The sequence below is a fragment of the Allobosea sp. GW821-FHT10B12 genome, from assembly GCF_059415545.1.
Genome location: NZ_JBWKNL010000015.1, coordinates 18,015 through 42,996 on the forward strand (window position 1 = coordinate 18,015; position 24,982 = coordinate 42,996).

At 67.7% G+C, this 24,982-nt stretch carries 20 protein-coding genes; 12 read left to right on the forward strand and 8 right to left on the reverse strand.

Annotated elements, in window-relative coordinates:
* Positions 1-11: 11 nt before the first annotated feature.
* The 5 genes from flhB to AC07O0_RS28905 all read left to right on the forward strand — a co-directional run bounded on the left by flhB (position 12) and on the right by AC07O0_RS28905 (position 8,667).
* Positions 12-1,079 carry a flagellar biosynthesis protein FlhB gene (gene flhB, locus AC07O0_RS28885; RefSeq protein WP_494628097.1) on the forward strand — a complete coding sequence of 356 codons (1,068 nt, stop codon included), beginning with the start codon at positions 12-14 and terminating at the stop codon, positions 1,077-1,079.
* A gap of 85 nt (positions 1,080-1,164) precedes the next feature.
* Positions 1,165-3,669 carry a cell cycle histidine kinase CckA gene (gene cckA, locus AC07O0_RS28890; RefSeq protein ID WP_494628099.1) on the forward strand — a complete coding sequence of 835 codons (2,505 nt, stop codon included), beginning with the start codon at positions 1,165-1,167 and terminating at the stop codon, positions 3,667-3,669.
* A 118-nt stretch (positions 3,670-3,787) separates the two neighbouring features.
* Positions 3,788-4,933: an efflux RND transporter periplasmic adaptor subunit gene (locus AC07O0_RS28895; RefSeq protein ID WP_494628101.1), complete on the forward strand. Its 1,146-nt coding sequence runs from the start codon at positions 3,788-3,790 to the stop codon at positions 4,931-4,933.
* Positions 4,934-4,942: 9 nt separating this feature from the next.
* A complete protein-coding gene (locus AC07O0_RS28900) occupies positions 4,943-8,065 on the forward strand; it encodes an efflux RND transporter permease subunit (protein WP_494628103.1) in 3,123 nt (1,040 codons plus the stop codon).
* 128 nt (positions 8,066-8,193) lie between these two features.
* Entirely contained in the window at positions 8,194-8,667 is a 474-nt protein-coding gene (locus AC07O0_RS28905; RefSeq protein WP_494628105.1) for an ester cyclase, read from the forward strand.
* 1 nt (position 8,668) lies between these two features.
* On the opposite strand, the gene AC07O0_RS28910 is transcribed toward AC07O0_RS28905, so the two are convergent.
* A complete protein-coding gene (locus AC07O0_RS28910) occupies positions 8,669-9,088 on the reverse strand; it encodes a DUF1330 domain-containing protein (protein WP_494628107.1) in 420 nt (139 codons plus the stop codon).
* A gap of 12 nt (positions 9,089-9,100) precedes the next feature.
* Positions 9,101-9,922, reverse strand: coding sequence for a crotonase/enoyl-CoA hydratase family protein (locus AC07O0_RS28915; protein ID WP_494628109.1), 822 nt, complete (start codon positions 9,920-9,922; stop codon positions 9,101-9,103).
* Positions 9,923-10,008: 86 nt separating this feature from the next.
* On the opposite strand from AC07O0_RS28915, the gene AC07O0_RS28920 reads away from it, so the two are divergent.
* Both AC07O0_RS28920 and AC07O0_RS28925 read left to right on the forward strand, forming a co-directional pair.
* Positions 10,009-10,596, forward strand: a complete 588-nt coding sequence (locus AC07O0_RS28920) for a TetR/AcrR family transcriptional regulator (RefSeq protein WP_494628111.1) — start codon at positions 10,009-10,011, stop codon at positions 10,594-10,596.
* A gap of 31 nt (positions 10,597-10,627) precedes the next feature.
* Positions 10,628-11,092: a hypothetical protein gene (locus AC07O0_RS28925; RefSeq protein ID WP_494628112.1), complete on the forward strand. Its 465-nt coding sequence runs from the start codon at positions 10,628-10,630 to the stop codon at positions 11,090-11,092.
* Positions 11,093-11,119: 27 nt separating this feature from the next.
* Here the strand turns inward: AC07O0_RS28925 and AC07O0_RS28930 are convergent, their stop codons facing one another.
* From AC07O0_RS28930 to AC07O0_RS28950, 5 genes are all read right to left on the reverse strand, one after another.
* Positions 11,120-11,881 carry an ABC transporter permease gene (locus AC07O0_RS28930; RefSeq protein ID WP_494628114.1) on the reverse strand — a complete coding sequence of 254 codons (762 nt, stop codon included), beginning with the start codon at positions 11,879-11,881 and terminating at the stop codon, positions 11,120-11,122.
* Positions 11,882-11,890: 9 nt separating this feature from the next.
* The gene (locus tag AC07O0_RS28935; RefSeq protein WP_494628115.1) at positions 11,891-12,688 is read right to left on the reverse strand and encodes an ABC transporter ATP-binding protein; all 798 of its coding nucleotides are present in this window, start codon (positions 12,686-12,688) and stop codon (positions 11,891-11,893) included.
* Positions 12,685-13,068 (reverse strand): DUF1048 domain-containing protein, encoded by a 384-nt coding sequence (locus AC07O0_RS28940; protein WP_494628117.1) that lies wholly within the window; start codon positions 13,066-13,068, stop codon positions 12,685-12,687. Before AC07O0_RS28940 ends, AC07O0_RS28935 begins: the two co-directional genes overlap by 4 nt.
* 2 nt (positions 13,069-13,070) lie before the next feature.
* Entirely contained in the window at positions 13,071-13,400 is a 330-nt protein-coding gene (locus tag AC07O0_RS28945) for a PadR family transcriptional regulator (protein WP_494628119.1), read from the reverse strand.
* A 229-nt stretch (positions 13,401-13,629) separates the two neighbouring features.
* Positions 13,630-14,160, reverse strand: a complete 531-nt coding sequence (locus AC07O0_RS28950) for a hypothetical protein (RefSeq protein WP_494628121.1) — start codon at positions 14,158-14,160, stop codon at positions 13,630-13,632.
* 170 nt (positions 14,161-14,330) lie between these two features.
* On the opposite strand from AC07O0_RS28950, the gene recA reads away from it, so the two are divergent.
* The 4 genes from recA (at position 14,331) to AC07O0_RS28970 (ending at position 20,057) form a co-directional block, all read left to right on the forward strand.
* Positions 14,331-15,416 carry a recombinase RecA gene (recA, locus tag AC07O0_RS28955; protein ID WP_454024207.1) on the forward strand — a complete coding sequence of 362 codons (1,086 nt, stop codon included), beginning with the start codon at positions 14,331-14,333 and terminating at the stop codon, positions 15,414-15,416.
* Positions 15,417-15,611: 195 nt separating this feature from the next.
* Entirely contained in the window at positions 15,612-18,263 is a 2,652-nt protein-coding gene (alaS, locus tag AC07O0_RS28960) for an alanine--tRNA ligase (protein ID WP_494628123.1), read from the forward strand.
* Between the two features lie 7 nt (positions 18,264-18,270).
* The gene (locus AC07O0_RS28965; protein WP_494628125.1) at positions 18,271-19,428 is read left to right on the forward strand and encodes a cyclic nucleotide-gated ion channel; all 1,158 of its coding nucleotides are present in this window, start codon (positions 18,271-18,273) and stop codon (positions 19,426-19,428) included.
* Positions 19,428-20,057 carry a hypothetical protein gene (locus AC07O0_RS28970; RefSeq protein WP_494628127.1) on the forward strand — a complete coding sequence of 210 codons (630 nt, stop codon included), beginning with the start codon at positions 19,428-19,430 and terminating at the stop codon, positions 20,055-20,057. Before AC07O0_RS28965 ends, AC07O0_RS28970 begins: the two co-directional genes overlap by 1 nt.
* Before the next feature lie 3 nt (positions 20,058-20,060).
* Here the strand turns inward: AC07O0_RS28970 and AC07O0_RS28975 are convergent, their stop codons facing one another.
* Positions 20,061-20,522, reverse strand: coding sequence for a GFA family protein (locus tag AC07O0_RS28975; RefSeq protein WP_494628129.1), 462 nt, complete (start codon positions 20,520-20,522; stop codon positions 20,061-20,063).
* 148 nt (positions 20,523-20,670) lie between these two features.
* Here AC07O0_RS28975 and AC07O0_RS28980 point away from each other — a divergent pair, with 148 nt between their 5' ends.
* Positions 20,671-24,936: an autotransporter domain-containing protein gene (locus AC07O0_RS28980; protein ID WP_494628131.1), complete on the forward strand. Its 4,266-nt coding sequence runs from the start codon at positions 20,671-20,673 to the stop codon at positions 24,934-24,936.
* Positions 24,937-24,982: the final 46 nt, after the last annotated feature.

Below are 24,982 nucleotides of genomic sequence, written 5' to 3' on the forward strand. Positions count from 1 at the left end.
GGAACAGGGCGATGGCGGGAGACGTCGAGAACGAAGATCGCACAGAAGAACCGACCCAGCGAAAGCTCGACGAAGCCGTCGAGAAAGGCGACGTCGCGAGATCGCAGGAGATCGGCACATTCTTCGTGCTTTGCGGCTTCACCTTGGCGCTCCTGGTCGCGGCCGGCAGCTCGGCCCGCGATGCCGCGCTTTCGCTGCGCTCCTTCCTGATGAACGCCCACCAGGTCTCGGACGACGCCGGCGCCCTCTTCCACGTCACCAGCAAGGGCGTGATGACCGGCTTTGCCATCATGGCCCTGCCGCTCGGCTTCATCCTCATCGCCGCGCTCGCCGGCGCGCTGATCCAGCACAAGCCGCTCTGGACCACCGAGCCGATGATGCCGAAATTCGACCGGATCTCGCCGATGGCCGGGGCCAAGCGCATCTTCGGCAAGGAGGCTTGGGTCAACTTCGCCAAGGGCCTGGCCAAGATCCTGGTGGTCGGCGTCGGCGTCTGGATCGTGCTCTGGGGCGAGCGCGACCGCCTGCAGGGCTTCGCCCAGATGGATGTGCACGCTTTGCTGCCGGCTGTGCTCGTGTTGACGATCAAGCTGATGGCCGGTGTGCTCGCGATCTTCGCGGTCATCGCCATCGGCGATTTCGGCTACCAGCGCTTCACCTGGTATCAGCGCCAGCGCATGACCAAGCAGGAGCTCAAGGACGAGTACAAGAACACCGAGGGCAATCCCGAGGTGAAGGCCAAGCTCCGGCAATTGCGCGCCCAGCGCGCCCGCTCGCGCATGATGGCGCAGGTGCCCAAGGCGACGGTGATCATCACCAACCCGACCCACTACGCCGTCGCCCTGCAATACGAGTCGGGCCAGGGCGCGCCGCTCTGCCTCGCCAAGGGCGTCGACGCGATCGCGCTCAAGATCCGCGAGGTCGCCGGCGAACACAGCATCCCGATCGTCGAGAACCCGCCTCTGGCGCGCGCGCTCTACGCCACCGTCGAGATCGACGACGAAATTCCTGTCGAACACTATCAGGCGGTGGCGGAAGTCATCGGATACGTCTTGCGCCTGAAGCGCCGGCGCGCCTAACTCGCTGGCCGGGCAGACGTCTCTAGGGTATTGCCGGCCCTCGACCCACCGCTGACGGGCGATTGAAGGAAACGGACCCGCTGCAATGAGCGCAAGCACGGCATCGAGCGCGATCGACCGTTCCGACCGGCCCGGCCATGTCGGCATCATCCTTCTGGTCGCCGGCCTCCTGGTCGGCGCCGCGATCGCGCTCGGCTTCATCGCCAATGAATGGGCGCAGCCGCTGATCCTCGGCCTGCTCGCCTTGCTCTCGGTCGTCGGCGTGTTCTGCCTGTTCGCCTTCGCGATCGGGCTGATCCAGTTCGCCGGGCGCTCGGCGCGCAACGATCTGACCAAGGCGATCGTCGACAGCGCCGAGGACGGCGTCGTCGTCACCGAGGCCGAAAACCGCATCGTCTACGCCAACGAGGCCTATCTCGCTTTCGCCGGAGCCCGCAACGCCAGCGAGATCGCGCCGGTCGAGCGCCTGTTCAAGGGCCGCGCCGAGGTCTCCGAGGCGATCTACCGCCTCGCCACCGCCGCCCGCGCCGGCCGCCGGCTCTCGGAGGAGATCAGGCTCGAGCCGGCCCTGAACGAGCGCGGCGCCGTCGGCTGGTACCGGGTGCGCGTCTCGCCGATCACCCGCGCCGGCCGCCCGGCCTGCTTGTGGAGCGTCGCCGACGTCACCCCCGAGCGCGAGCGCCAGGAGAACGCCTTCCAGGAGCTGCAGCACGCGATCGATTATCTCGACCACGCTCCAGCCGGCTTCCTCTCGATCGATGCCGACAGCGAGGTGCCCTACCTCAACGCGACGCTCGCCGGCTGGCTCGACTACGACCTCGCCCGCTTCGGCTCCGGCGGCCTGCAGCTCGAGGACATCGCCTCGCCCAATGCCGCGGCGCTGATCCAGGCCATTCGCGGCCAGCCCGGCGATGTCCGCATCGAGGTGCTCGATGTCGATCTGCGCCGCCGCAACGGCCAGTCGCTACCGGTCCGGCTGCATCACCAGGTCGCCTTCGGCCAGGACGGGCGCGCCGGTGCCTCGCGCACCCTCGTCCTCAACCGCGCCACCGGCGAGGCCGGCGCCGACCGTCATACCGACGCCGAGGCGCGCTTCGCCCGCTTCTTCCATGCGACGCCGATGGCGATCGCGACCGTCGATCGCCATGGCGCGATCCTGCGCTCGAACGCGTCCTTCGCCCGCCTGACGCAGGGCGGCGCGCAGCCGGCGACGATCCAGGAGCTGGTCAACGGCAACGGCGCACTCGCCGAGGCCTTCGACGCTGCGCTCGCCGGCAAGGGCGAGATCGCGCCGCTCGACGTGGCGCTGTCGGGCGAGGATGGCCGCTCGGCAAGGCTCTATCTCTCGCCGGTTCCAGCGAGCGAAGACGCCGATGGCGAGCGCGCCATCGTCTATGCGCTCGAGACCACCGCCGAGCGCAAGCTCAAGGACAATATGGACCAGGCCGGCAAGATGCAGGCGGTCGGCCAGCTCGCCGGCGGCATCGCGCACGACTTCAACAACGTGCTGCAGGTCATCATCAACGCCTCGGAATTCCTGCTCGCCAGCCACAAGCCGACCGATCCGTCCTTCCCGGACATCATGCAGATCAAGCAGAACGCCTACCGGGCGGCCTCGCTGGTCCGGCAATTGCTCGCCTTCTCGCGCCGGCAGACCCTGCGCCCGCAGGTGCTGGCGCTCGGCGACGTGCTCTCCGATCTCTCGCTGATGCTGAAGCGCGTCGTCGCCGACAAGATCGCCCTCGATGTCCGCCAGGGCCGCGACCTCTGGCCGGTCAAGGCCGATCTCGGCCAGCTCGAGCAGGTGGTGGTCAACCTCGCCGTCAACGCCCGCGACGCCATGCCGAGCGGCGGCAAGCTGCAGGTGCGCACCCGCAACATGCCTGCGGCCGAGGCCGGCGAGCTCGGCTATGCCAGCCTGCCCGCCGCCGACTATGTCCTGCTCGAAGTCGAGGACAGCGGCACCGGCATCCCGGCCGAGCATCTGGAGAAGATCTTCGAGCCGTTTTTCACCACCAAGGAGGTCGGCAAGGGCACGGGCCTTGGCCTCTCCATGGTCTATGGCATCGTCAAGCAGACCGGCGGCTTCGTCTTCTGCGACTCGGTCGTCGGCCGCGGCACCAATTTCCGCATCTTCCTGCCGCGCTACATCCCGACCGAGGAGGACATCGCCGCCGAGGCCGCCGCCAGGGAGGCGCCGAAGAAGGCGGCCGCCGACCACACCGGCGCCGGCGTCATCCTCCTGGTCGAGGACGAGGATGCGGTGCGCGCCCTCAACGCCCGCATGCTGGTCTCGCGCGGCTACACCGTCCACGAGGCCGCCTCGGGTGTGGAAGCTCTCGACCAGTTCCAGAAGCACGAGGGCAAGATCGACCTCGTCATCTCCGACGTGGTCATGCCCGAGATGGACGGCCCGACCCTGCTCGGCGAATTGCGCAAGCGCAGCCCGGCAACCAAGGTCGTCTTCGTCTCCGGCTATGCCGAGGAGGCCTTCCGCAAGAACCTGCCTGAGGGTGAGGATTTCCACTTCCTGCCCAAGCCGTTCACGATGAAGCAGCTCGTCGAGACGGTGAAGGCCGCGATGGCCTGAACGCGCCGGGAAGCCCGGCGCCCGCCAGCATTACGAAGAGTTCATGTTGCGGACAGGCCGCCGCGACCGGCACGAGCTAGAGTGACGCCACGTCGACAGCGCTGCGCCGTGGTGACCAATGAAACGTTACGCGATCATAGCCCTTCTGGTGGCTGTCGCAGTCTTTGCCACCTATCGCCTGGTCAGGCCGCAGGACGGCCCGCAGCAGGCCCATGCCGAGCGCCGCGCCGGCCCCATCGCAAGCCCGGTCACGACCGTGCTCGCCGGCCGCGCCGATGTGCCCGTGACGCGCCGCTCGATCGGCTTCGCCGAGCCGGTCGCCATCGTCGCGGTCAAGTCCCGTCTCGACGGCGTCATCGCCGACCAGCACGTCAAGGAAGGCCAGGAGGTCAAGCAGGGCGACCTGCTCTTTACCCTCGACGATCGCGAGCTCAAGGCCCAGGTCGCCCGCGACGAGGCCAATGTCGAACGCGACAAGGCGACGGTGGCGCAAAAGCGCGCCGATCTCGCCCGCCAGAAGAGCCTGGTCGACAAGGGCGCCGGCACGCAGCAGGCGCTCGACCAGGCGACCGCCGACGAGGCCGTCGCCACCGCCGCCGTCAAGGCGGACGAGGCGACCTTGGCGCTCGACCGCGTCCGGCTTAGCTACACCACGATCACCGCCCCGATCTCCGGACGGCTCGGCGCGATCACGGCGACGCCCGGCAATGCGGTGCGCGCCAACGACGCCAGCAGCAATCTCCTGACGGTGACCGAGCTCGCCCCGATCCGCGTCACCTTCACTTTGCCCGAGCGCGACCTGACCTTGCTGCAGGAGGCGGCCAAGGCTTCGACGCCGGCCAAGGTCACCGCCTACGCCTCCGGCACGCGCGAAGAGCTTGCCACCGGCGATCTCTCCTTCATCGATTCCGCCGTTGACATCCCCTCCGGCACCGTCAGCGTGAAAGCGCTGTTCACGAACGTGCCGCACCGGCTCTGGCCAGGGCAATATGTCGACGTCGTCGTCCAGCTCGGCATGCTGCCCGGCAGCGTCACGGTGCCCTCGGTCGCCTTGCAGGAGGGCCAGAAGGGCCCGTTCGTCTATGTCGCCAAAGCCGACGACACCGTCGAGGCGCGGCCGGTCAAGGTCGCCTCCAATGAGAACGGCGTCGTGGCGATCGCGTCGGGCCTGGCGCAGGACGAGAAGGTCGTGACCGAGGGCCAGTCACGGCTCGCGCCAGGCGCCCGGATCAGGCTGACCGCCCCGCAACCCGCCAAGCCGTGAGGGCGCGCCATGTCGGTCTCGGCCTTCTGCATCCGTCATCCCGTCGCGACGATCCTGATGTCGTGCGCGCTCATCCTCGGCGGCCTGTTCGCCTGGCGCTCCTTGCCGGTCGCGGCGCTGCCCCGGGCCGAATTTCCGGTCGTCAACGTCTCCGCGCAATTGCCGGGCGCCTCCCCCGAGATCATGGCGACCTCGGTGGCGACGCCGCTGATCAAGCAGTTCGCCACCATCGCAGGCATCGATTCGATCGCGACCACCAACGCGCTCGGCTCGACCTCGATCGCGATCCAGTTCGCGCTCGACCGCGACATCGATGCGGCGGCGGCCGACGTCCAGGCCGCGATCGCCCGCACCCAGCGCCAGCTCCCGGTCGACATGACGACACCGCCGAGCTACCGCAAGTTCAATCCCGCCGACGCCCCGATCCTGCTGCTGGCGCTAAAGAGCGAGGTCACCCCGCTCTCCAAGATCGACGCCTTCGTCCAGCAGGTGCTCTCGCCGACGCTCTCCACTGTGGAAGGCGTGGCGCAGGTCCAGATCTTCGGCAGCCAGAAATATGCGGTGCGCATCCAGGTCGATCCGACTGCGCTCGCCGCCCGCGGCATCGGCATCAACGAACTGCAGCTGGCGATCACCGCTGCCAACGTCAACACGCCGGTCGGCACCATGCAGTCCGGCCCCCAGCAATTGACTCTTGAAGCGCAGACCCAGCTCGCCGATGCCGGCCATTTCGCCGATATCATCATCGCCACCCGCGACGGCCGGCCGGTCCGGCTCGGCGATGTCGCCAAGGTGATCGACTCCGTCGAAAATCTGCAGCTCGCCAGCTGGTATGACGGCTCGCGTGCCCTCGTCGTCGCGGTCTTCCGCCAGCCCGACGCCAACACCGTCGAGGTCGTCGACCGCGTCAAGACGGCGATCGGCCAGATGCAGTCGCTGCTGCCGCCGGCGACGACGCTCGGCCTGCTCAACGATCGCTCCGCCTCGATCCGCCAGGCGGTCGAGGATGTGCAGTTCACCCTCGGGCTAACCATCGTGCTGGTCGTCGCGGTGATATTCCTGTTCCTGCGCCGCTTCACCGCGACACTGATCCCGGCGGTGGCGGTGCCGATCTCGCTGATCGCCACGCTGGGCGCGATGTATCTGCTCGACTTCTCGATCGACAATATCTCGCTGCTCGGCCTGACGCTCGCGGTCGGCCTCGTCGTCGACGATGCGATCGTGATGCTCGAGAACATCGTCCGCCATATGGAGGAGGATGGGCTTTCCGCCTTCGACGCGGCGCTGAAGGGCTCGAGCGAGATCGGCTTCACCATCATCTCGATCTCGCTCTCGCTGGTTGCGGTGTTCATCCCCGTGCTGCTGATGGGCGGCGTGATCGGGCGCGTCTTCAACGAGTTCGCGGTCGTCGTCACCGTCGCCATCCTCGCCTCGGCCTTCGTCTCGCTGACGCTGACGCCGATGATGTGCGCGCGACTCGGCGCCAGTGCCGCAGGTCATGCGGAGCCCGGAAAGAAGGACCGGCTCGCCTTCCTCGAACGCGGCTTCGACGCCGTGCTCGGCGCCTATCGCTTCGGGCTCGACCTCAGCCTGAAATACCGCCGCACCGTGCTGATGATCTTCGTCGCCAGCGTCGCCGCCAGCGCCTGGCTGGTTGTGACCATCCCCAAGGGCTTCTTCCCGCAGGAGGATATCGGCCAGCTCCAGGTCGCGACCGAGGCGCGCCAGGACATCTCTTTCGACGCCATGTCAGCGCTGCAGCAGAAGGTCGAGGAGGTCTTCCGGCGCTCGCCCTATGTCACCCATGTCGCCTCGACCATCGGCTCCGGCGGCCAGTCGAGCAGCCTCAATGCCGGGCGGCTCTTCGTCGAGCTGAAGCCGAAGGACCAGCGCCCGCCTCTGCAGGAGATGCTGGCGGAGCTGCGCCGTGAGCTCGCCGCCATTCCGGGCATCGCGACCTACATGTCGCCGGTGCAGAACCTCAACATCGGTGCGCGCTCCTCGAAGAGCCAGTACCAGTTCGTGATGCAGTCGATCGACCAGGCCGCCTTGTCCGACTGGTCCGGCAAGATGCTCGACGCGCTGCAGCACGACCCGCTCTTCGTCGACGTCACCACCGACCTGCAGAACAAGGCCCTGCTCGCCAATCTCGTCGTCGACCGGGCCAAGGCGCAGTCGCTCGGCATTAGCGCCGACGTGCTGCGCTCCAGCCTCTATTCCGGCTTCGGCGTGCGCCAGATCTCGACGATCTACACCACCAGCGACAGCTACCAGGTCATCATCGAGTTCAATCCCGACATCCAATGGTCGAACGACCGGCTCGACCAGGTCCGCTTCCGCTCCTCCTCGGGTGCGCTCGTCCCGCTCGGCACCTTCGCCCGGATCGAGCGCAAGGCCGGCCCGCTCACCGTCAACCAGCTCGGCCAGCTCCCGGCGGTCACGCTCTCCTTCAACCTGCCGGCCGGCAAGGCGCTCGGCGAAGCGGTGCAGCGCATCGACGCGATCAAGGCCGAGCTCGGCCTGCCCCCGCAGATCGGCACCAGCTTCGCCGGCGTCGCCAAGACCTTCGAGCAGTCGCTCGGCAACCAGGGCCTGCTGATCGCCGGCGCGGTGCTGACGATCTATATCGTGCTCGGCATCCTCTATGAGAGCTTCATCCACCCGCTGACCATCCTGACCGGCCTGCCGGCGGCAGCGCTCGGCGCGCTGCTGACGCTGAAGCTCTTCGGGCTCGACCTCTCGGTCATCGCCGTGATCGGGCTTTTGATGCTGATCGGTATCGTCAAGAAGAACGCAATCATGATGATCGACGTCGCGCTCGAACTGCAGCGCGCCGGCGAACCGCCCGACACGGCGATCCGCGAAGCGTGCCTTCGCCGTTTCCGGCCGATCATCATGACGACGCTGGCGGCGATCCTTGGCGCCCTGCCGATCGCGATCGGCGCCGGCGCCAGCGCGGAACTGCGCCAGCCGCTCGGCCTCGCCGTGGTCGGCGGGCTGATCGTCTCGCAGGTGCTGACCCTGTTCATAACCCCGGTGATCTTCCTCTTCATGGAAGGGCTCTCGCGGCGGCTGGGCCGCAAGGGGGCGGCTGCGGCCGCACCGATGGAATCGCCCCACGCGGCGGGATGATCAGCCCTGCCCGGCATGGGCAGTTTCCCACTGGCGCTTTGCGAGATTTGCTGTCCCCTCCGACGCGTCTTCGGCGGAGTTTGCGTAAGCTTGGCTTTGATGGCCTGCAGCCGCGTGGGAGGGCGAGCATGACGGAAATGCCGCAAGGGCGAGACGCGCCACAGGACGAACCCGCACTCGCCTTCGACGGCGTCACGCTCTCGCCGCAGAAGGAGATCGTCAGGGTCTTCTACAAGGAGATGTGGGATCACGCCGACAAGTCGCTGATTCCGCGGATCTTCCACGAGGACTTCACCTTTCGCGGCTCGCTCGGCCCGGTCCTGCGCGGCCACCGCGAGTTCGCCGGTTATGTCGACTGGGTCACCGGCTCGCTCGGCGACTACACCTCCGACATCCTGGCGCTGGTCGAGGAAGGCAACCGCGTATTCGGGCGCCTGCGCTTCCACGGTTTCCATCGTCGAGAGATGTTCGGGGTGCCGCCGAGCGGCTGCCATGTCTGGTGGCATGGCGCACCGGCCTTCACCTTCGAGGACGGCCTCGTGCGCGACCTTTTCGTGCTCGGCGACATCCATGGCCTGATCGGGCGCCTGAAACAGGGCTGAACTACCCCGCGAACGGCGCCCCCGCTTCCTGCGCCGTCAGCCGGATCAGGCGGCAATCCTTCACCGCCGCCTGCCGGTGCACCATCGCCTCGCGATAGATCGGATCGCGAAACATCGCGGCGAAGGCCTCGACGCTGGGGTATTCGGCGATGAAGCAGATGTCCCAGCGCTCGCCCCTCGGGCCGATCAGCATCTGCTCGAAGCCGCCGCGCCAGAGGATCCGCCCGCCGAGCCGCGCCAGCACCGGCGCGCTGATCCGGCCATAGGCCGCAAACGCCTCGCGGCCGCCGCCACGCGGTCCGTCCGGATACTGCGCCTCGGCATTGAGCCTGATCAGGTTCAGCATCTGCACCGGCCCCGGCCGGTCATCGGCGCGGAAGGCGGCGAAAGCCTCGCGGCTAAAGCTCGCATGGTCGCTCATCCCCCGCTCCCCTCAACCAGCCTTGGCGACCAGCGACCAGTCGCCGGAATACGCCGGCTGCCGCCGCGCCATCCAGGCATCCAGTCCCTCGCGCAGATCGGCCGTGGGCACGACGCGGGCGAACTGCTCGCTTTCGATCAGCAATCCCTCGGCGATGCTGGCGTTGATGCCGCGCGTCACAGCCGTGAGGATGCTCGCCGCCGCCAGAGGCGAATGCCGCAGGATGCGCGCCGCCAGCGCGTTCGCCGCCGGCAGCAATTCCTCATGCGGCACCACCGCGTTGATCAGCCCCATCTCCAGCGCCCGCTGCGGCGTGAAGGGGTCGCCGGTCAGCAGCAGCTCCATGGCGCGCTTGCGGCCGGCGAGGCGCGGCAGGCGCTGCGTCCCGCCGAAGGTCGGCGGCATGCCGAGATGGATCTCCGGCTTGGCGAACATCGCCCGCTCGCTGGCGATGGCGAGCGGCACCGCCTCTGTCACCTCGCAGCCGCCGCCATAGGCGAGCCCGTTCACCGCCGCGATCACCGGCTTGCCGAAGGCTTCCAGCCGCGCCGTCAGCTTTTGGCCGCGGCGGACGAAATCGCGCACCGCCTGTTCCGGCCCGGCCGCGACGCTCCGCGAGAACTCATGGATGTCGCCGCCAGCCGAAAAGGCGCGCTCGCCCGCGCCGGTCAGGATGACCGCCCGGATCGACGTGTCGACCTCGATCGCGTCGAGAACTTCGAGCAGGCGGTCGATCAGCCCATAGCTCAGCGCATTGAGCTTATCGGGCCTGTTCAGCGTCAGCGTCGCGACCGCCTCGCGCTGTTGAATCAGGATCGGATCATTGTCGGGCATCGCCTTGGCGTCCTTCCGGTTTCAGGTGGCGGAAGGCTGGGCTCGAGGCTTGACGATGTATACTACCTATACGGTATACATGAGCCATGGCCGAACCCGACAGCCCGACCCGCAAGCGCATTATCGAGGCCGCCAGCAAGCTCTTCTATGGCGAGGGCATCCGCGCCGTCAGCGTCGATGCCGTGGCCGAGAAGGCGGGCGTCACCAAGCGCACGCTCTATTATCATTTCGAGAGCAAGGACGAGCTTGTCGCCGCCTATCTCGAGGCGCGTGACCAGCCCAATCTCAAGCTGATGGCCGGCTGGTTCGACAAGGCCGAGGGCGGGCTGCCGCAGAAGATCGAGGCGATTTTCCAGAACCTCGCCCGCTCGGCCCGGCATCCGCGCTGGAAGGGCTGCGGTTTCCTGCGCACTGCCGCCGAACTCGCCAACCTGCCCGGCCACCCCGCCATCAGGATCGGCGCGCGCCACAAGGCCGGCTTCGAGCGCTGGCTCGCCGGCGAATGCGCCAGCCATGGCGTCGCGGCACCGGACGAGCTCGCCCGCCAAATCGTGCTGCTGATGGACGGCGCCTTCTCGGTTATGCTCGTCCACCGCGACCCGGCCTATGTCGAGGCCGCCGGCCGCGCCGCCGCCACCCTGGCCGCCGGAGCGTGCCCAGGCCCCCGCGTTTGATCGGCGCCGGGCGCCCTTCTATCCTGCGCCCATGACGCAACGGCCGGTTCTCGCCTACACGCTGCTGCTGCTCGTGCAGACCATCTGCGCGCTGGTGATCCTCTTTCACATCCATGTCGCCTTCCGCGTTCTGGTCGAGCGGATCGGCCAGCAGCAGACCTTGCCGACTGAGATCATGGCGCAGATCTGCGGGGCGGCGCTGCTCGGTCAGATCTGCTACTGGACGCGGCTCTACCGCCTGCCCGTGCCGCAGGGCTTCCGCAGCCTGCCTCTCGGGCATCTCCTGGCGTTCGCCGCCCGCCTCGGCGCGATCGTCGGCGGCGCGCTGGCCTCGATCTATTTCCTGCGCCATCTGCCGGAAATGACGAAGCTCGGCGACGGCTTCACCCTGATCTGGCGCTCCGGCCTGCTTCTTGCGATCGTCTTCGCGCTGTATTGCTACACGCTGGAGCTGGAGCGGCTTGCCGCCGCCTGGCAAGCCGACCCGGAGGATTGAAAATCGCGCTGTCTTCCGATGCGAGACCTAGGAGATCCTGCGGCGATAGGTGACCATGGCGAAGATGTAAGCGACGATGAGGATGCCGACACACCAGGCAAGCGCGATCCAGATGTCGGCGCCGACCGGCTGCTGTGCGAACAGGTTGCGGATGGCGTTGACGATGGACGTCACCGGCTGGTGCTCGGCGAAGGCGCGCACCGGTCCGGGCATGGTATCGGTGGGCACGAACGCCGAGCTGATGAACGGCAGGAAGATGAGTGGGTAGGAGAACGCGCTCGCACCCTCCACGGACTTCGCGGAGAGGCCGGCGATGACGGCGATCCACGTCAGAGCGAGGATGAACAGGGTCAGGATACCGACGATCGCGAGCCAAGCTGGCACACCCGCCCCTGAGCGGAATCCCATCAGGAGGGCGAAGAGCACGACGACCGCGAGTGAGCTCAGATTGGCGACCAGCGAGGTCAGCACATGCGCCCACAGCACGGATGATCGTGCGATCGGCATGGACTGAAACCGCTCGAAGATGCCGCTGTTCATGTCCAGGAAGAGCCGGAACGCAGTATAGGCGATGCCCGAGCCAATCGTGATGAGCAGAATGCCGGGCAGCATGTAGCTCATATACGAATTCGCCCCGGAATTGATCGCGCCGCCGAGCACGTAGACGAACAGCAGCATGATCCCGATCGGCATGATCGCTGTCGTGATGATGGTGTCGACGCTGCGCGTGATGTGGCGCAGCGATCGTCCCAGCAGGACGGCGGTATCGCTAAAGAAATACGTGGTCATGATTAGTCCTTACCGATCCATGCCGACGCTGCGGTCGTTCCCCGCCCCGCCGACCATGGCGAGGAAGACATCCTCGAGGGTCGGCTGCTTCTCGACATATTCGACCCTGGCGGGCGGGAGCAGCTGCCTGAGCTCGGCAAGGGTGCCGTTCACGACGATCCGCCCCTCGTGGAGGATCGCGATCCGGTCGGCGAGCTGTTCGGCCTCGTCCAGATATTGCGTCGTGAGCAGCACCGTCGTGCCGTGCTCGGCCAGCTCTTTGACGGCCTGCCACACCTCGATGCGCGCTTGGGGGTCGAGCCCGGTCGTCGGCTCGTCCAGGAAGATGACCGGCGGATTCCCGATGAGGCTCATGGCGATGTCGAGGCGCCGCCGCATGCCGCCCGAATAGGTCGACACCTTCCGAGCGGCCGCGTCGGTCAGCGAGAAGCGCTCGAGCAGGCCGTCCGCGGTTACGCCCGGAGCCTTGAGATGCCGCAATCTGGCGACCAGCACGAGGTTCTCCCGCCCGCTGAGCATCTCGTCGACAGCTGCGAACTGTCCGGTGAGGCTGATGGACTCCCTTACGTTCGCCGGCTGCACGGCAACGTCGAAGCCGTTGACGCTGGCGGTCCCTGCGTCGGCCTTGAGCAGCGTGGACAGAATCTTCACGATCGTAGTCTTGCCGGCCCCGTTCGAGCCGAGCAGTGCGAATATACTGCCGCGCTCCACCTCGAAGTCCACGCTGCGCAGCACGCTCAGCTGCTTGTAAGACTTCTGCAGGCCCTGCACATGAATTGCGGGGCTTCGACCCTGATTGGCCCTCATCTGGATACCTGTTTGGTATCGTTCCGATTTGTCGCCGCAGTGACATCGATGGCGCGGATCAACCGCTGCCGTTCGCGATTTCGCCAGTCCCCCTCCGGGTAGTTGCGGATGAACGCCTCGATGAACTCCAGGGGGTCTTCCCCGACAATGTCACGTATTGGCGTTCCATCCGCCGCACTCTGTTCGAAGAGGTCGGCGAGGTTCTCGAACAGCGAAGCCGCACTGTCGCCGTCCACCACGCCCCCAGCGTACATCAGATACCGCTCGAACGCTTCGACTGCCCCGCGATACGGCTCGGGAAGCTTGCGGACGCGCGCCTTGTATTCGCGCCAGCGCCGTTTTTCGCCGATCACCTTGGCGGCGAGCTTTGCAATGGACATGATTATCTTTCTCCTTCGTTGAGCCGGCTGAGCCGCTCCGAGAGGAAACCCCAAGTCCTCCAGAACTCTTCGAGATATTCCCGTCCCTGATCATTGAGGGAGTACACCTTGCGCGGTGGCCCTTTCTCGGACGGGATCTTCACGACGTCGACGAGACCGCGCTGCTCGACCCTGACGAGCAGCGCGTAGACAGTGCCTTCTGCGATGTCGGAGAAGCCCTGGTCGCGCAGCCACGCCGTGATCTCGTAGCCATAGGCGGCACGCATCGAGAGGATCGCGAGAACGATGCCCTCCAGCGTGCCCTTGAGCATTTCCGTCATCTGCTTGCCCATGGAGCGCCCTTCAAGCTACTCATTGTCACTGACTACCAGTACTTAGTAACAGTGAATAGCAGGCGATGCAAGCGGCATCGCGCGGCGGGAGTTGCCAGCCCCCTGCCACCCGACAGCTCAAACGATAGAGAAGCGCCGGGCCAGCAACGGCTCCAAAACGGCCCTGGCCCATCGAAGATCTCTAAGCGCGTTGCGTTTCGCGCCCCCGAAACAGCGGGGTCGACCGGAGTCAGGCTCCGCCCGAGCCCTGCCGCACACGGCGCCACCAGAGCCGTATGCCACGCAAACGCTCTCGCCCCGCCTGCCCGAGCGTGACCGCTCTCTGCCAGGCCGCACTCGCCTTGATCCGCCCGATCACAACCTGCCGGATCGCATCGATCCAGCCCATGATCCGTGCGAACCAGGGAATGGTGAGGAGTTGTGCGCGCCCGGCATGATAGACGCGCTCGACCAAGAGGAAGCCGGCGAGGTGGCCGATCGCCGTCGCGACGATGCCGGCGGTGAGCGCTCCGCGCGCCAGGAACAGCAGGCCGAGCAGCTTCAGCGGCTCGACGATGGCGAAGGGGATCGCAAGCACGACCAGCGCACCATAGGGCGGCAGCCGCCCAATCGCCGCTTCGAGCCGCGCCACCAGTCTGAGCGAGGAGAACCACGCGATCAGCGGCCGGTAGAGCGGCCGCAGCATTTCGTCGAGCAGGATGGCGAGCCCGACGACGAGATCGAGTGGGATGAGGAGGAGGTTGATCAGGGGTTTGCGCATCACGCCGCAGTCTCCGGCAGCAGGCTGCTTTCACGCTGTCCTAGCACAACCGGCGCGCGCCGGAACAAGAACAAAAAAAGAACTTGCGAGAGAGAACAAACCATGATCATAGTCATTTCCATGGCGCGGATTGAGATGTGGTCGCGCCCCTGCCATAAGGAGCGCACGTCGTGAATCAGGCAAATCTCAGGCTCGTGGAAGGCTCTTCGATGGACAAGGCCAAGGCGCTCGATGCGGCGCTCTCGCAGATCGAACGGGCTTTCGGCAAGGGCTCGATCATGCGCCTGGGCAAGAACCAGCAGGCGATCGAGATCGAGACGGTCTCGACCGGTTCGCTCGGCCTCGACATCGCGCTCGGCGTCGGCGGCTTGCCGAGGGGGCGTGTCATCGAGATCTATGGACCTGAATCCTCCGGCAAGACCACGCTCGCGCTCCATACCATTGCGGAATCGCAGAAGAAGGGCGGCGTCTGCGCCTTCGTCGACGCCGAGCACGCGCTCGATCCAGTCTATGCCCGCAAGCTCGGCGTCAATCTCGACGACCTCCTGATCTCGCAGCCCGACACCGGTGAGCAGGCGCTCGAGATCACCGACACGCTGGTCCGCTCCGGCGCCATCGACGTGCTGGTCATCGACTCCGTCGCCGCGCTGACGCCTCGTGCCGAGATCGAGGGCGAGATGGGCGACAACCAGCCTGGCCTGCAGGCGCGCCTGATGAGCCAGGCGCTGCGCAAGCTCACCGCCTCGATCTCGCGCTCGAACTGCATGGTGATCTTCATCAACCAGATCCGCATGAAGATCGGCGTGATGTACGGCAGCCCCGAGACCACCACCGGCGGCAATGCGCTGAAGTTCTATGCCTCGGTCCGCCTCGACATCCGCCGCGTCTCGACGCTGAAGGAACGCGACGAGGCGACCGGCAACCAGGTCCGCGTCAAGGTCGTCAAGAACAAGGTCGCCCCGCCCTTCAAGCAGGTCGAGTTCGACATCATGTTCGGCGAAGGCATCTCGAAAGCCGGCGAGCTGGTCGATCTCGGCGTCAAGGCCGGCATCGTCGAGAAGTCCGGCGCCTGGTTCTCCTTCGACAGCCAGCGCCTCGGCCAGGGCCGCGAGAACGCCAAGACCTTCCTCAAGGCCAATCCCGACGTCGCCGCGAAGATCGAGACGACCATCCGCCAGAATTCCGGCCTGGTCGCCGAGCGCATCCTGGAGAACGCCGACCCGACCGCCGAGGACCTCGACGAGGGCGAGGCCTGAGCCTTCAAACGCTGGCATTCAGCCACTAGATCGACGGGCGGCCTTCGGGTCGCCCGTTTCCGTTTTGCGGTCAGCAGCTTGCCGCGCCTGCGAACTATGCAGGCCCTTTCTGGACAGGCATAAGTGCGCTGACTAGAACCCTTTCAGCCCTGCCGGCGCTTGCTGGCCCATGCTTGAACCAGAGCCAAGATTGCGATGAGCGGCGTCAACGAGATCAGGTCGACCTTCCTCGATTACTTCAAGGCGAACGGCCACGAGGTGGTGCCGTCGAGCCCGCTCGTGCCGCGCAACGACCCGACCTTGATGTTCGCCAATTCCGGCATGGTGCAGTTCAAGAACGTCTTCACCGGCCAGGAGAAGCGGCCTTACGCCCGCGCCACCACCGCGCAGAAATGCGTGCGCGCCGGCGGCAAGCACAACGACCTCGACAATGTCGGCTACACCGCCCGCCACCACACCTTCTTCGAGATGTTGGGGAATTTCTCCTTCGGCGACTATTTCAAGGAGCAGGCGATCCATCACGCTTGGACCCTGGTCACGCGCGAATTCGGCCTGCCCAAGGAGAAGCTGACCGTCACGGTCTATTCCGAGGATGACGAGGCGCATGCCCTCTGGAAGAAGATCGCCGGCTTGCCGGATTCGCGCATCATCCGGATCGCGACCTCCGACAATTTCTGGCGCATGGGCGATGTCGGCCCCTGCGGCCCCTGCTCCGAGATCTTCTACGACCATGGCGATCACATCCCCGGCGGCCCTCCGGGCTCGCCCGACGAGGATGGCGACCGCTTCATCGAGATCTGGAACCTCGTCTTCATGCAGTATGAGGAAGCGGCTGGCGGCATTCGCACCAACCTGCCCCGCCCCTCGATCGATACCGGCATGGGCCTCGAGCGCATCGCCGCCGTGCTCCAGGGCACGCATGACAATTATTCGATCGACCTGTTCGCGACCCTGATCCGCGCCATCGCCGATCTGACCAATGTCCCCTCCGACGGGCCGATGAGCGCGAGCCACCGCGTCATCGCCGATCATCTGCGCTGCTCCGCCTTCCTGATCGCCGATGGTGTGCTGCCCTCGAACGAGGGCCGCGGCTATGTGCTGCGCCGGATCATGCGCCGCGGCATGCGCCATGCGCAGCTGCTCGGCGCCAAGGATCCGCTGATGCACAAGCTCGTGCCGGCGCTGGTGCGCGAGATGGGCCAGGCCTATCCCGAGCTGATCCGGGCCGAGGCACTGATCAGCGAGACGCTGAAGCTGGAGGAGACCCGCTTCCGCACCACGCTGGCGCGCGGGCTCTCCATCCTCGACCAGGAATCGCTGGGCCTGAACTCCGGCGACAAGCTGAAGGGCGATGTCGCCTTCACGCTCTACGACACCTATGGCTTCCCGCTCGACCTGACCCAGGACGCGCTGCGCGCCCGCGGCGTCGGCGTCGACATCGAGGGCTTCGACGCGGCGATGGCGCAACAGAAGGCCAAGGCGCGCGCCGCCTGGGCCGGCACCGGCGAGGCCGCGACCGAGACGCTCTGGTTCCCGCTGCGCGAGCGGCTCGGTGCGACCGAGTTCCTCGGCTACGACACCGAGAGCGCCGAGGGCGTGGTCACCGCGCTGGTCAAAGACAATGCCGAGGTCGCGACGCTGAAGGAAGGCGAGAGCGGCATCGTCATCCTCAACCAGACGCCGTTCTACGGCGAATCCGGCGGCCAGGTCGGCGACACCGGCACGCTGGTCGGCAACGGCTTCAAGGCCGAGGTCACCGACGTCCAGAAGAAGCTCGGCGACGTCTTCGCCCATCAAGTCACGGTCGTCTCCGGCGCGATCGAGCTCGGCAAGCCGGCCGAGCTCACGGTCGACCATGCCCGGCGCCGCGCGATCCGCGGCAACCATTCGGCCACCCATCTCCTGCACGAGGCGCTGCGCCGCGTGCTCGGCGACCATGTCGCGCAAAAAGGCTCGCAGGTCGCACCCGAACGCCTGCGCTTCGACTTCAGCCATCCCAAGCCGATCTCGCGCGAGGAGCTGGCCAGGGTCGAGGAGATGGCGAACCGGCTGGTCCTGCAGAACGAGCCGATCACCACCAAGCTGATGTCGGTCGATGACGCGATCGCCTCCGGCGCGCGCGCGCTGTTCGGCGAGAAATACGGCGACGAGGTCCGCGTGGTCTCGATGGGCACCGACCGGGATTCCGACACGCCGAAGACCTTCTCGGTCGAGCTTTGCGGCGGCACCCATGCCAGCCGCACCGGCGATATCGGCCTCGTCGCCGTCCTCTCCGAGGCCGGAGTTGCGGCCGGCGTGCGTCGGCTCGAGGCCCTCACCGGCGAGGCGGCGCGCCGTCATCTGCGCGAGGAGAGCCTCGCGCTTGACGAGATGGCGGGCGTGCTGAAGGCGCCGATCGCCGAATTGCCGGCCCGCGTCGCGACGCTTGTCGAGGAACGTCGCAAGCTCGAGCGCGAGCTCAGCGAAGCGCGCAAGAAGCTCGCCATGGGCGGCGGCGGCGAGGCCAGCGATCCGATCCGCGAGGTCGCCGGCGTCAAGCTGCTGGCCCGCGCCGTCACCGGCGTCGAGATGAAGGATCTGAAGAGCCTGGCCGACGAGGCGAAAGGTCGCGTCGGCTCGGGCGTCGTCGCCATCGTCGGCGTCGCCGAGGACGGCAAAGCCGGCGTCGTCGTCGGCGTCACGCCCGATCTGACCGAGCGCTTCGATGCGGTCGCGCTGGTACGAGCGGCGTCCGAAAGCCTCGGCGGCAAGGGCGGCGGCGGCCGCCGCGACATGGCCCAGGCCGGCGGCCCGGACGGCGCGCAGGCTGAAGCCGCGCTCGCAGCCGTCGCCGCAGCGATGGGCTGACGCTCACATGACGCCCGCCCCGCAGCCTGGCTTGAGCTGGCGGCGGCGGGCGCATCTGATCATCGATCGTGGCGCGGGCGATGATCTCTCGGCCAGGCTCGTCCATGGCGGGCTGGTGGCGCTGATCCTGATCAACGTCACCGCGCTGGTGCTGGAATCGGTGCCCAGCCTCGCGGCGTCCTATGGCCGGCTCTTCCACTGGATCGAGCTCGTCTCGACGGTTCTGTTCACGCTCGAATACGCCGTCCGGCTCTGGACCGCGCCCGAGCATGCGCGCTATCGCGGCATGAGCGATTGGGCGGCGCGGCGCGCCTATGCGCTGTCGCCGCCGGCACTGCTCGACTTTCTCGCCACCGTGCCGCTCTATGCAGCCCTGCTCGGCTACAGCGATCTCAAGATCCTGCTGCTCTTCAGGCTGCTGCGCTTCTTCAAGCTCGGCCGCTATTCGCCGGGCATGGCCTCGCTCGGCGCAGCGCTGCATGCCGAACGCAAGGCGCTCGCCGCCTGCGTCGTCATCCTGATCGGCGTCATGCTGCTCTCGGCGACGGCGATGCATTTCGTCGAGCACGATGTCCAGCCCGACAAGTTCGGCACCATCCCCGATGCGATGTGGTGGGCGATCGTGACGCTGACCACGGTCGGCTATGGCGATGCTTATCCCGTCAGCCCGCTCGGCAAGGTCGTGGCGTCGCTGACCGCGGTGATGGGGCTCGTCATGCTGGCGCTGCCGGTCGGCATCATCGCCACCGCCTTCTCCCAGGAGATCCACCGCCGCGAATTCGTCGTCACCTGGAGCATGCTGGCGCGCGTGCCGCTGTTCAGCGGACTCAACGCCGCCGAAATCGCCGAGATCATGCATGCCCTGCGGGCCAAGACCGTGCGTGGCGGCGGCGTCGTGCTGCGCCCGCACGAGCCGGCCCACTCGCTCTATTTCGTCGCCAGCGGCGAAGTCGAGCTCATCGAGCCCGATGGCAGCCGGCGGCTCGACGAAGGCTGCTATTTCGGCGAGCTCTGCCTGACTGAGCTTGCGGCGGCCGAGGGCGGCATCGCGGCGCGCGCCACTGTCGCGACCAAGCTCCTCGTCCTTGATCCTGCCGATTTTCGCCTGCTCATGCTGCGCCACCCGGAGCTGGCCTCCCATCTTCATCGACTAGCCGCAGTATGATGCCGACCCGTCGCACCACCCTCACCCTGCTCCTTGGCGCAGGCAGCCCCGTCGTGGCACAGCAGCCGCGGCCACAGCAGCGCCCGCCACAGGGCCCGAGCCTGTCTGCGCCGCGCACCCTGATGGCCGGTGCGATGGCGACCGCCTTCATCAGCCGCGCCCCGGCCAATGCCCGCCTCGCCATCAGCCGCTCGGCCGACCCGCCGGAAGCGGCGATCGTCGCCTCACCGCTCGGCCAGGCGACGGTTCTGTCGCTGCCGGCGCCGGGAGAGGTCGGTACCTATGAATGGCGCCTGCTCGGCGAGGTCGACGGCAAGCCGGTCGTCCTGCTGCGCCAGCCCCTGGCGACGACGGCGCCAGCTGCAACGCTCGCCGCCCCCGCCCGCGTCGCGCGCGGCAATCCCCTCCCCGTGCGCGGCATCGGCCCCAATGGCGATCGCGACCGCGTCGTCCTGGTCAAGCCGGAGGCGCCGCCAGAGGCGCAGGGACCGAACTTCTTTCCGGCCGAGAATGTCGAGAGCACGCTGGAGGCCCCGGCCGAGCCCGGCACCTACGAACTGCGCTATGTGATGGACGCTCCCCTCACCGGTCCGCGCGTGCTGGCGCGACGCGAGGTCGTGGTGGAGTAGCACTCAGTCATGATCGGGATGCTGGCGCGAGCGATAGGCCGATAGTTCGTCCGCCGGGATGTCGTCCTCGGTGCGCGTGCCCTCGAGCCGGCAGAGTTCGTCGAACCAGGGCGCCCTGCCCTCGACGCCATAGGCATGGCTCGGCGGGAAGGCGGCCGCATCGTCGAGGCTGCCGGCGGTGAGCGAGAGTGTGCCCATGCCGGGATAGCTGAAGCTCAGCGGCGTGCCGCAATCGCGGCAGAAGCCGCGCTCGGCGACCTCCGACGAGCGGAAGACGGCAGGCGTCCCGCGTGTCCAGACCACGTCGGCGACGCGCGAGGAGGCGAAGGCGCCGAAATAGTTGCCGACCGCCTTCTGGCACATCCGGCAGAAGCAGACCGAGACCTTGCGCGGCGGCTTCAGCAGGCGGTAGCGCACCGCGCCGCATTGGCAGCCGCCGGTGAGAGTTGTTGCCGTCTCGCTCATATCGGCTCCCGCCCCATGGCTGCGTTGATTCTGCCAAACCGCAGCAAATCTGCCACACAGATACAATTTGGCGGGTTGTGAACGGCTGTTCATTGCCTCCTGCCCGCACCCGCATAAGCCTGCCGCAGCGGTTGGGCTGGGCACTCTCATGATATCGGTCATCACTCCTGCGAACAGCGGGACATCTCGTACGCGGCTCGCCTCGCACCTGCTCGCGGGCACGGCGCTCGTGCTGCTCCTGTCCGCCGGCCCTGCGCTCGCCGAAGGCGGCCGTGGCGGCGACCGAAGCGGTTATCCCGGCACCGGCGGCGCGGGGGGCATCGACAACCCGACGGGCGCCGGTGGCGCGGGCACCAGGGGCCAGACAGGACACGCCACCGCCGGCGGCGGCGGCGGCGGTGCCGGCGCAGGCCTTGGTGGAGCCGGGGGGGTCGCCGGCAACGGCAGCGCCGGCGAAGGCCGGGGCGGTGATGGCGGCGTGCATGGTAGCGTCGGCGCTACGCTGCCGGTCGGCGCCAGCACCGGCAGCAATGGCGGCGACGGCAATTCCGGCTATCTTTTCTCCGGCGGCGGCGGCGGCGCCGGCGGCTACGGCGCTGTGGTCACGGGCGCGGGCGCGACGGGAACGATTTCCGGAACGATCACCGCTGGCAACGGCGGCCATGGTGGCGGCTCTTTCTATGATTACGGCGGCTCGGGCGGCTCGGGCGGCACCGGCCTGCTCTTCACCGATGGCAGCGCCGCGCAGAACCTGACCATCGACGGCACGATCCAGGGCGGCAAGGGCGGCAACGGCGGCTCATATGTGTCGGACGGAACTGGCTCCGCCGGCGCCGCCGGCGTCGGCGGCGCCGGCCTGGTCTTCACCAATGGCGGCGCGACGACGACGCTGACCGTCAACGGCACGATCCGTGGTGGCGATGGCGGGCGCGGCGGCTCGAATTTGCCGTCTTCCTATTGTTGTACCCCTGCCCCCGGCGCGGAAGCCATGGGCGTCGGCGCTGCGGGCGGCGAGGCCATCGTCGGCGCCGACCTGATCATCACCAATAACGGCACGATCGAGGGCGGCCTCTCCGGCGATGGCACGACGCGCGCCGCGGCGATCCACTTCACCGGCGGCAGCAACAAACTGACCATCGGATCCGCCTCGGCCACGATCAATGGCGGCATCGTCATCGATACCGGCACGCTGACCTTCGAGCAGTGGATCGACGCGACGATCAGCAGCGTCGTCAGCGGCGGCGGCAGCGTGGTCAAGACCGGCGAGGGCGTGCTGACGCTGACCGGCGAAAACACCTATACCGGCGGGACGACGATCTCGAACGGGGCGATCAGCATCAGCGCGGAGGGCAATCTCGGCGCGACCTCCGGCACGCTGACGCTGGACGGCGGCATGCTGGAGGTGACCGGCACGACGCTGACCGGGCTGACACGCAATATCGTCCTCGGCAGCAATGGCGGCGGCTTCAATATCGTCGAGGCCGCCAATACTTTCACCGTGACGCAGTCCTTCTCCGGCTCGGGCAAGTTTACCAAGGCTGGCGCGGGCACGCTCGTCCTGTCCGGCACCAACACCTATACCGGCACGACGACGGTCTCGAACGGCATCCTGCGCGCCGGGCAGACGAATGCGTTCTCGGCGGGCTCCGCGGTCACGATCATGTCGGGCGCGACGCTCGACCTCGCCGGCTTCGACCAGACGATCGGCTCGCTCGCCGGTGCCGGCGCGGTCACGCTCGGCTCCGCTACGCTGACCGCGGGCGGCAACAATACCTCGACGACGTTCTTGGGCACGATCTCGGGGACGGGCGGGCTGACCAAGACCGGCAGCGGCACGCTGACGCTGGCCGGCACGAACACCTATTCGGGCGCGACCACGGTGTCGGCCGGGACGCTCTACATCGGCGGTTCCGGCGCGATGTCGGCGGCATCCGACTACACGGTCGGCATTGGCGCGCTGCTCCACGTGAACGACACGCTCGGGACGGTGACGGCGGGTTCGATCGCGGGCGACGGGCAGCTGCGGATCGAGAGCGGCTCGACGCTGGAGACCGGCGCGACCAATGCCTCGACCACATTCTCCGGCATGATCTATGACGCCGGCAGCCTGCGGAAGGTCGGCACGGGGACACTCACCCTGACGCAGGAGAACACCTATAGCGGCGGCACGACGATCGCCGGCGGCGCGATCAGCATCTCCAAGGACAGCAATCTCGGCAGCAGCTCGGGGGCTCTGACGCTGGACGGCGGCGTGCTGCAGGTGACCGGGACGGCGCTGAACGGGCTCACCCGCAACATCATCCTCGGCAGCAATGGCGGCGGCTTCGAGATCGTCGAGGCTGGCAACAGCTTCATCGTCAGCCAGTCCCTCTCGGGGACGGGCTCGCTCGCGAAAACCGGCGCCGGCACATTGGTGCTCAAGGGCGCCAGCAGCTATTCCGGCGCGACCACGGTGTCCGAGGGAACGCTGCGGGCGGGCGCGACCAACGCATTCTCCGCCAATTCGACCTTCACGGTCGCGAGTGGCACGACGCTCGATCTCGCCAACCTCAATCAGACGATCGGCTCGCTCGCCGGCGTCGGCACGGTCACACTCGGCTCGGGCACGCTGACGGCTGGCGCGAACAACAGCTCGACCACCTTCTCCGGCAAGATCACCGGCACCGGCGGCGTCACCAAGACCGGCACGGGCACGCTGACGCTCACGGGCAGCAACACCTACACGGGCAGCACCAAAGTCTCCGGCGGCAAGCTCGTCGTGAACGGCTCGCTGGCGAGCACGGTGACGCTGGACGGCGGCACGCTCGGCGGCTCCGGGACGATTGGCGGCGTGACTGCCGGCGCCGGAGCTACCATCGCGCCCGGCAACTCGATCGGGACCCTGAATGTCTCGGGCAACGTCGCCTTCGCCAGCGGCTCGACCTATCAGGTCGAGGTCAACGCCGCCGGGCAGAGCGACAGGATCGTGGCGTCCGGCAACGCCAGCATCACCGGCGGCACGGTGCAAGTCCTGGCCGAGACCGGCAACTACGCGGCCGCGACCAGCTATACCATCCTCACCGCCTCGGGCGGCGTCACCGGCACCTTCACCAGCGTCAGCTCGAATCTCGCCTTCCTGACGCCGTCGCTGAGCTATGGCGGCACCAGCGTGACGCTGACCATGACGCGCAACAACACCGGCTTCGGCCCGGGCGGTGGGGACACCGGCGGCGGCACGACCCCGGGCGGCGGCGGCACGACCCCGGGTGGCAGCACGGGCGGCAACTACATCGCCCAGACCCGCAACCAGGGCTTCATCGCCAATGCGGCCGAGGCGCTCGGCGCTGGCAACCCGGTCTATGACGCACTGATCTCGGCGACGGCGGCCGAGGCTAGAGCCGGCTTCGACCTGCTCTCGGGCGAGGCCCATGCCCAGGCGGTCAGCGTGATGATCGACGAGAGCCGGCTGGTGCGCGACACCATTCTCGGCCATCTGCGCGGCCCGCTGCTGACACAGGCTACGGGGCAGGTCGCCGCCTCGTTCAGCGCCGACCTGCCGGGCAGGAAGGGTGCGATCACGATGTCCGCTCCGCTGCCGCAGCCGCGCTATGCCTTCTGGGGCGAGGCTTTCGGCAGCGCCGGCACCAGCGATGCCGACGGCAATGCCGCGAGCCTGAGCCGCCGCAGCGGCGGCGCCCTGCTCGGCGCCGACCTGATGCTCTACGATGCGCCGAGCTCGTCGCTGAAGGTCGGCGTCGCCGGTGGCTACAGCCAGTCGCGCTTCGATCTCGATGCGCGCCTGTCCTCGGGCAAGCTCGAAAGCGGCCATGCCGCGCTCTATGCCGGCGCCCGCTTCGGCAGCCTGCGCTTCGACGCCGGCGCCGCCTATTCCTGGTCGGAGAGCGACATCCGCCGCCAGGTCGCGATCCGCGGCTTCGGCGATCTGCTCCGCCTGCAGCGTCCGGGGCAGGTTTTGCAGGGTTTCGCCGAGCTCGGCTATGGCTTTGCCTTCAGCGGCTTTGCACTCGAGCCCTTCGCCCAGCTCGCGCTCATCCGCGTCAGCACCGATGCCGGCAGCGAGCAGGGCGGGGCCGCGGCACTGCGTGTCCTCTCCTCCGACCAGACGCTCGGCTTCACCACGCTCGGCCTGCGCGCCGAGGCGCAAATCGGGACGATGCCGCTGTTCGCCCGGGCCATGCTCGGCTGGCGCCATGGTTTTGGCGAGCTCACCCCGCAGGCCCGCACCGCCTTCGCCCTCGGCGCCAGCCCCGCGGTGGTCTTCGCCGCCCCGATCGACCGCAACGCCCTCACCGCCGAGGCCGGGCTCGACTGGCGCGTCTCGCAGGCCACCGCGCTCGGCTTGACCTACTCCGCGGCAATAGGCGAGCGCTCCAGAGACCACGCCCTCAAGGGCAGGGTCGAGATGAGGTTCTGAGGAGGAGGCCGGCCGGACTCGGGGAGCAGCCCCGGCTCCCTGCACC

What these genes read in the sequence shown, in the direction of transcription:
- flhB (WP_494628097.1), top strand. Translation starts at nt 12, where the DNA reads ATGGCGGGAGACGTCGAGAACGAAGATCGCACAGAAGAACCGACCCAG.
- cckA (WP_494628099.1), top strand. Translation starts at nt 1,165, where the DNA reads ATGAGCGCAAGCACGGCATCGAGCGCGATCGACCGTTCCGACCGGCCC.
- AC07O0_RS28895 (WP_494628101.1), top strand. Translation starts at nt 3,788, where the DNA reads ATGAAACGTTACGCGATCATAGCCCTTCTGGTGGCTGTCGCAGTCTTT.
- AC07O0_RS28900 (WP_494628103.1), top strand. Translation starts at nt 4,943, where the DNA reads ATGTCGGTCTCGGCCTTCTGCATCCGTCATCCCGTCGCGACGATCCTG.
- AC07O0_RS28905 (WP_494628105.1), top strand. Translation starts at nt 8,194, where the DNA reads ATGACGGAAATGCCGCAAGGGCGAGACGCGCCACAGGACGAACCCGCA.
- AC07O0_RS28910 (WP_494628107.1), bottom strand. Translation starts at nt 9,088, where the DNA reads ATGAGCGACCATGCGAGCTTTAGCCGCGAGGCTTTCGCCGCCTTCCGC.
- AC07O0_RS28915 (WP_494628109.1), bottom strand. Translation starts at nt 9,922, where the DNA reads ATGCCCGACAATGATCCGATCCTGATTCAACAGCGCGAGGCGGTCGCG.
- AC07O0_RS28920 (WP_494628111.1), top strand. Translation starts at nt 10,009, where the DNA reads ATGGCCGAACCCGACAGCCCGACCCGCAAGCGCATTATCGAGGCCGCC.
- AC07O0_RS28925 (WP_494628112.1), top strand. Translation starts at nt 10,628, where the DNA reads ATGACGCAACGGCCGGTTCTCGCCTACACGCTGCTGCTGCTCGTGCAG.
- AC07O0_RS28930 (WP_494628114.1), bottom strand. Translation starts at nt 11,881, where the DNA reads ATGACCACGTATTTCTTTAGCGATACCGCCGTCCTGCTGGGACGATCG.
- AC07O0_RS28935 (WP_494628115.1), bottom strand. Translation starts at nt 12,688, where the DNA reads ATGAGGGCCAATCAGGGTCGAAGCCCCGCAATTCATGTGCAGGGCCTG.
- AC07O0_RS28940 (WP_494628117.1), bottom strand. Translation starts at nt 13,068, where the DNA reads ATGTCCATTGCAAAGCTCGCCGCCAAGGTGATCGGCGAAAAACGGCGC.
- AC07O0_RS28945 (WP_494628119.1), bottom strand. Translation starts at nt 13,400, where the DNA reads ATGGGCAAGCAGATGACGGAAATGCTCAAGGGCACGCTGGAGGGCATC.
- AC07O0_RS28950 (WP_494628121.1), bottom strand. Translation starts at nt 14,160, where the DNA reads ATGCGCAAACCCCTGATCAACCTCCTCCTCATCCCACTCGATCTCGTC.
- alaS (WP_494628123.1), top strand. Translation starts at nt 15,612, where the DNA reads ATGAGCGGCGTCAACGAGATCAGGTCGACCTTCCTCGATTACTTCAAG.
- AC07O0_RS28965 (WP_494628125.1), top strand. Translation starts at nt 18,271, where the DNA reads ATGACGCCCGCCCCGCAGCCTGGCTTGAGCTGGCGGCGGCGGGCGCAT.
- AC07O0_RS28970 (WP_494628127.1), top strand. Translation starts at nt 19,428, where the DNA reads ATGCCGACCCGTCGCACCACCCTCACCCTGCTCCTTGGCGCAGGCAGC.
- AC07O0_RS28975 (WP_494628129.1), bottom strand. Translation starts at nt 20,522, where the DNA reads ATGAGCGAGACGGCAACAACTCTCACCGGCGGCTGCCAATGCGGCGCG.
- AC07O0_RS28980 (WP_494628131.1), top strand. Translation starts at nt 20,671, where the DNA reads ATGATATCGGTCATCACTCCTGCGAACAGCGGGACATCTCGTACGCGG.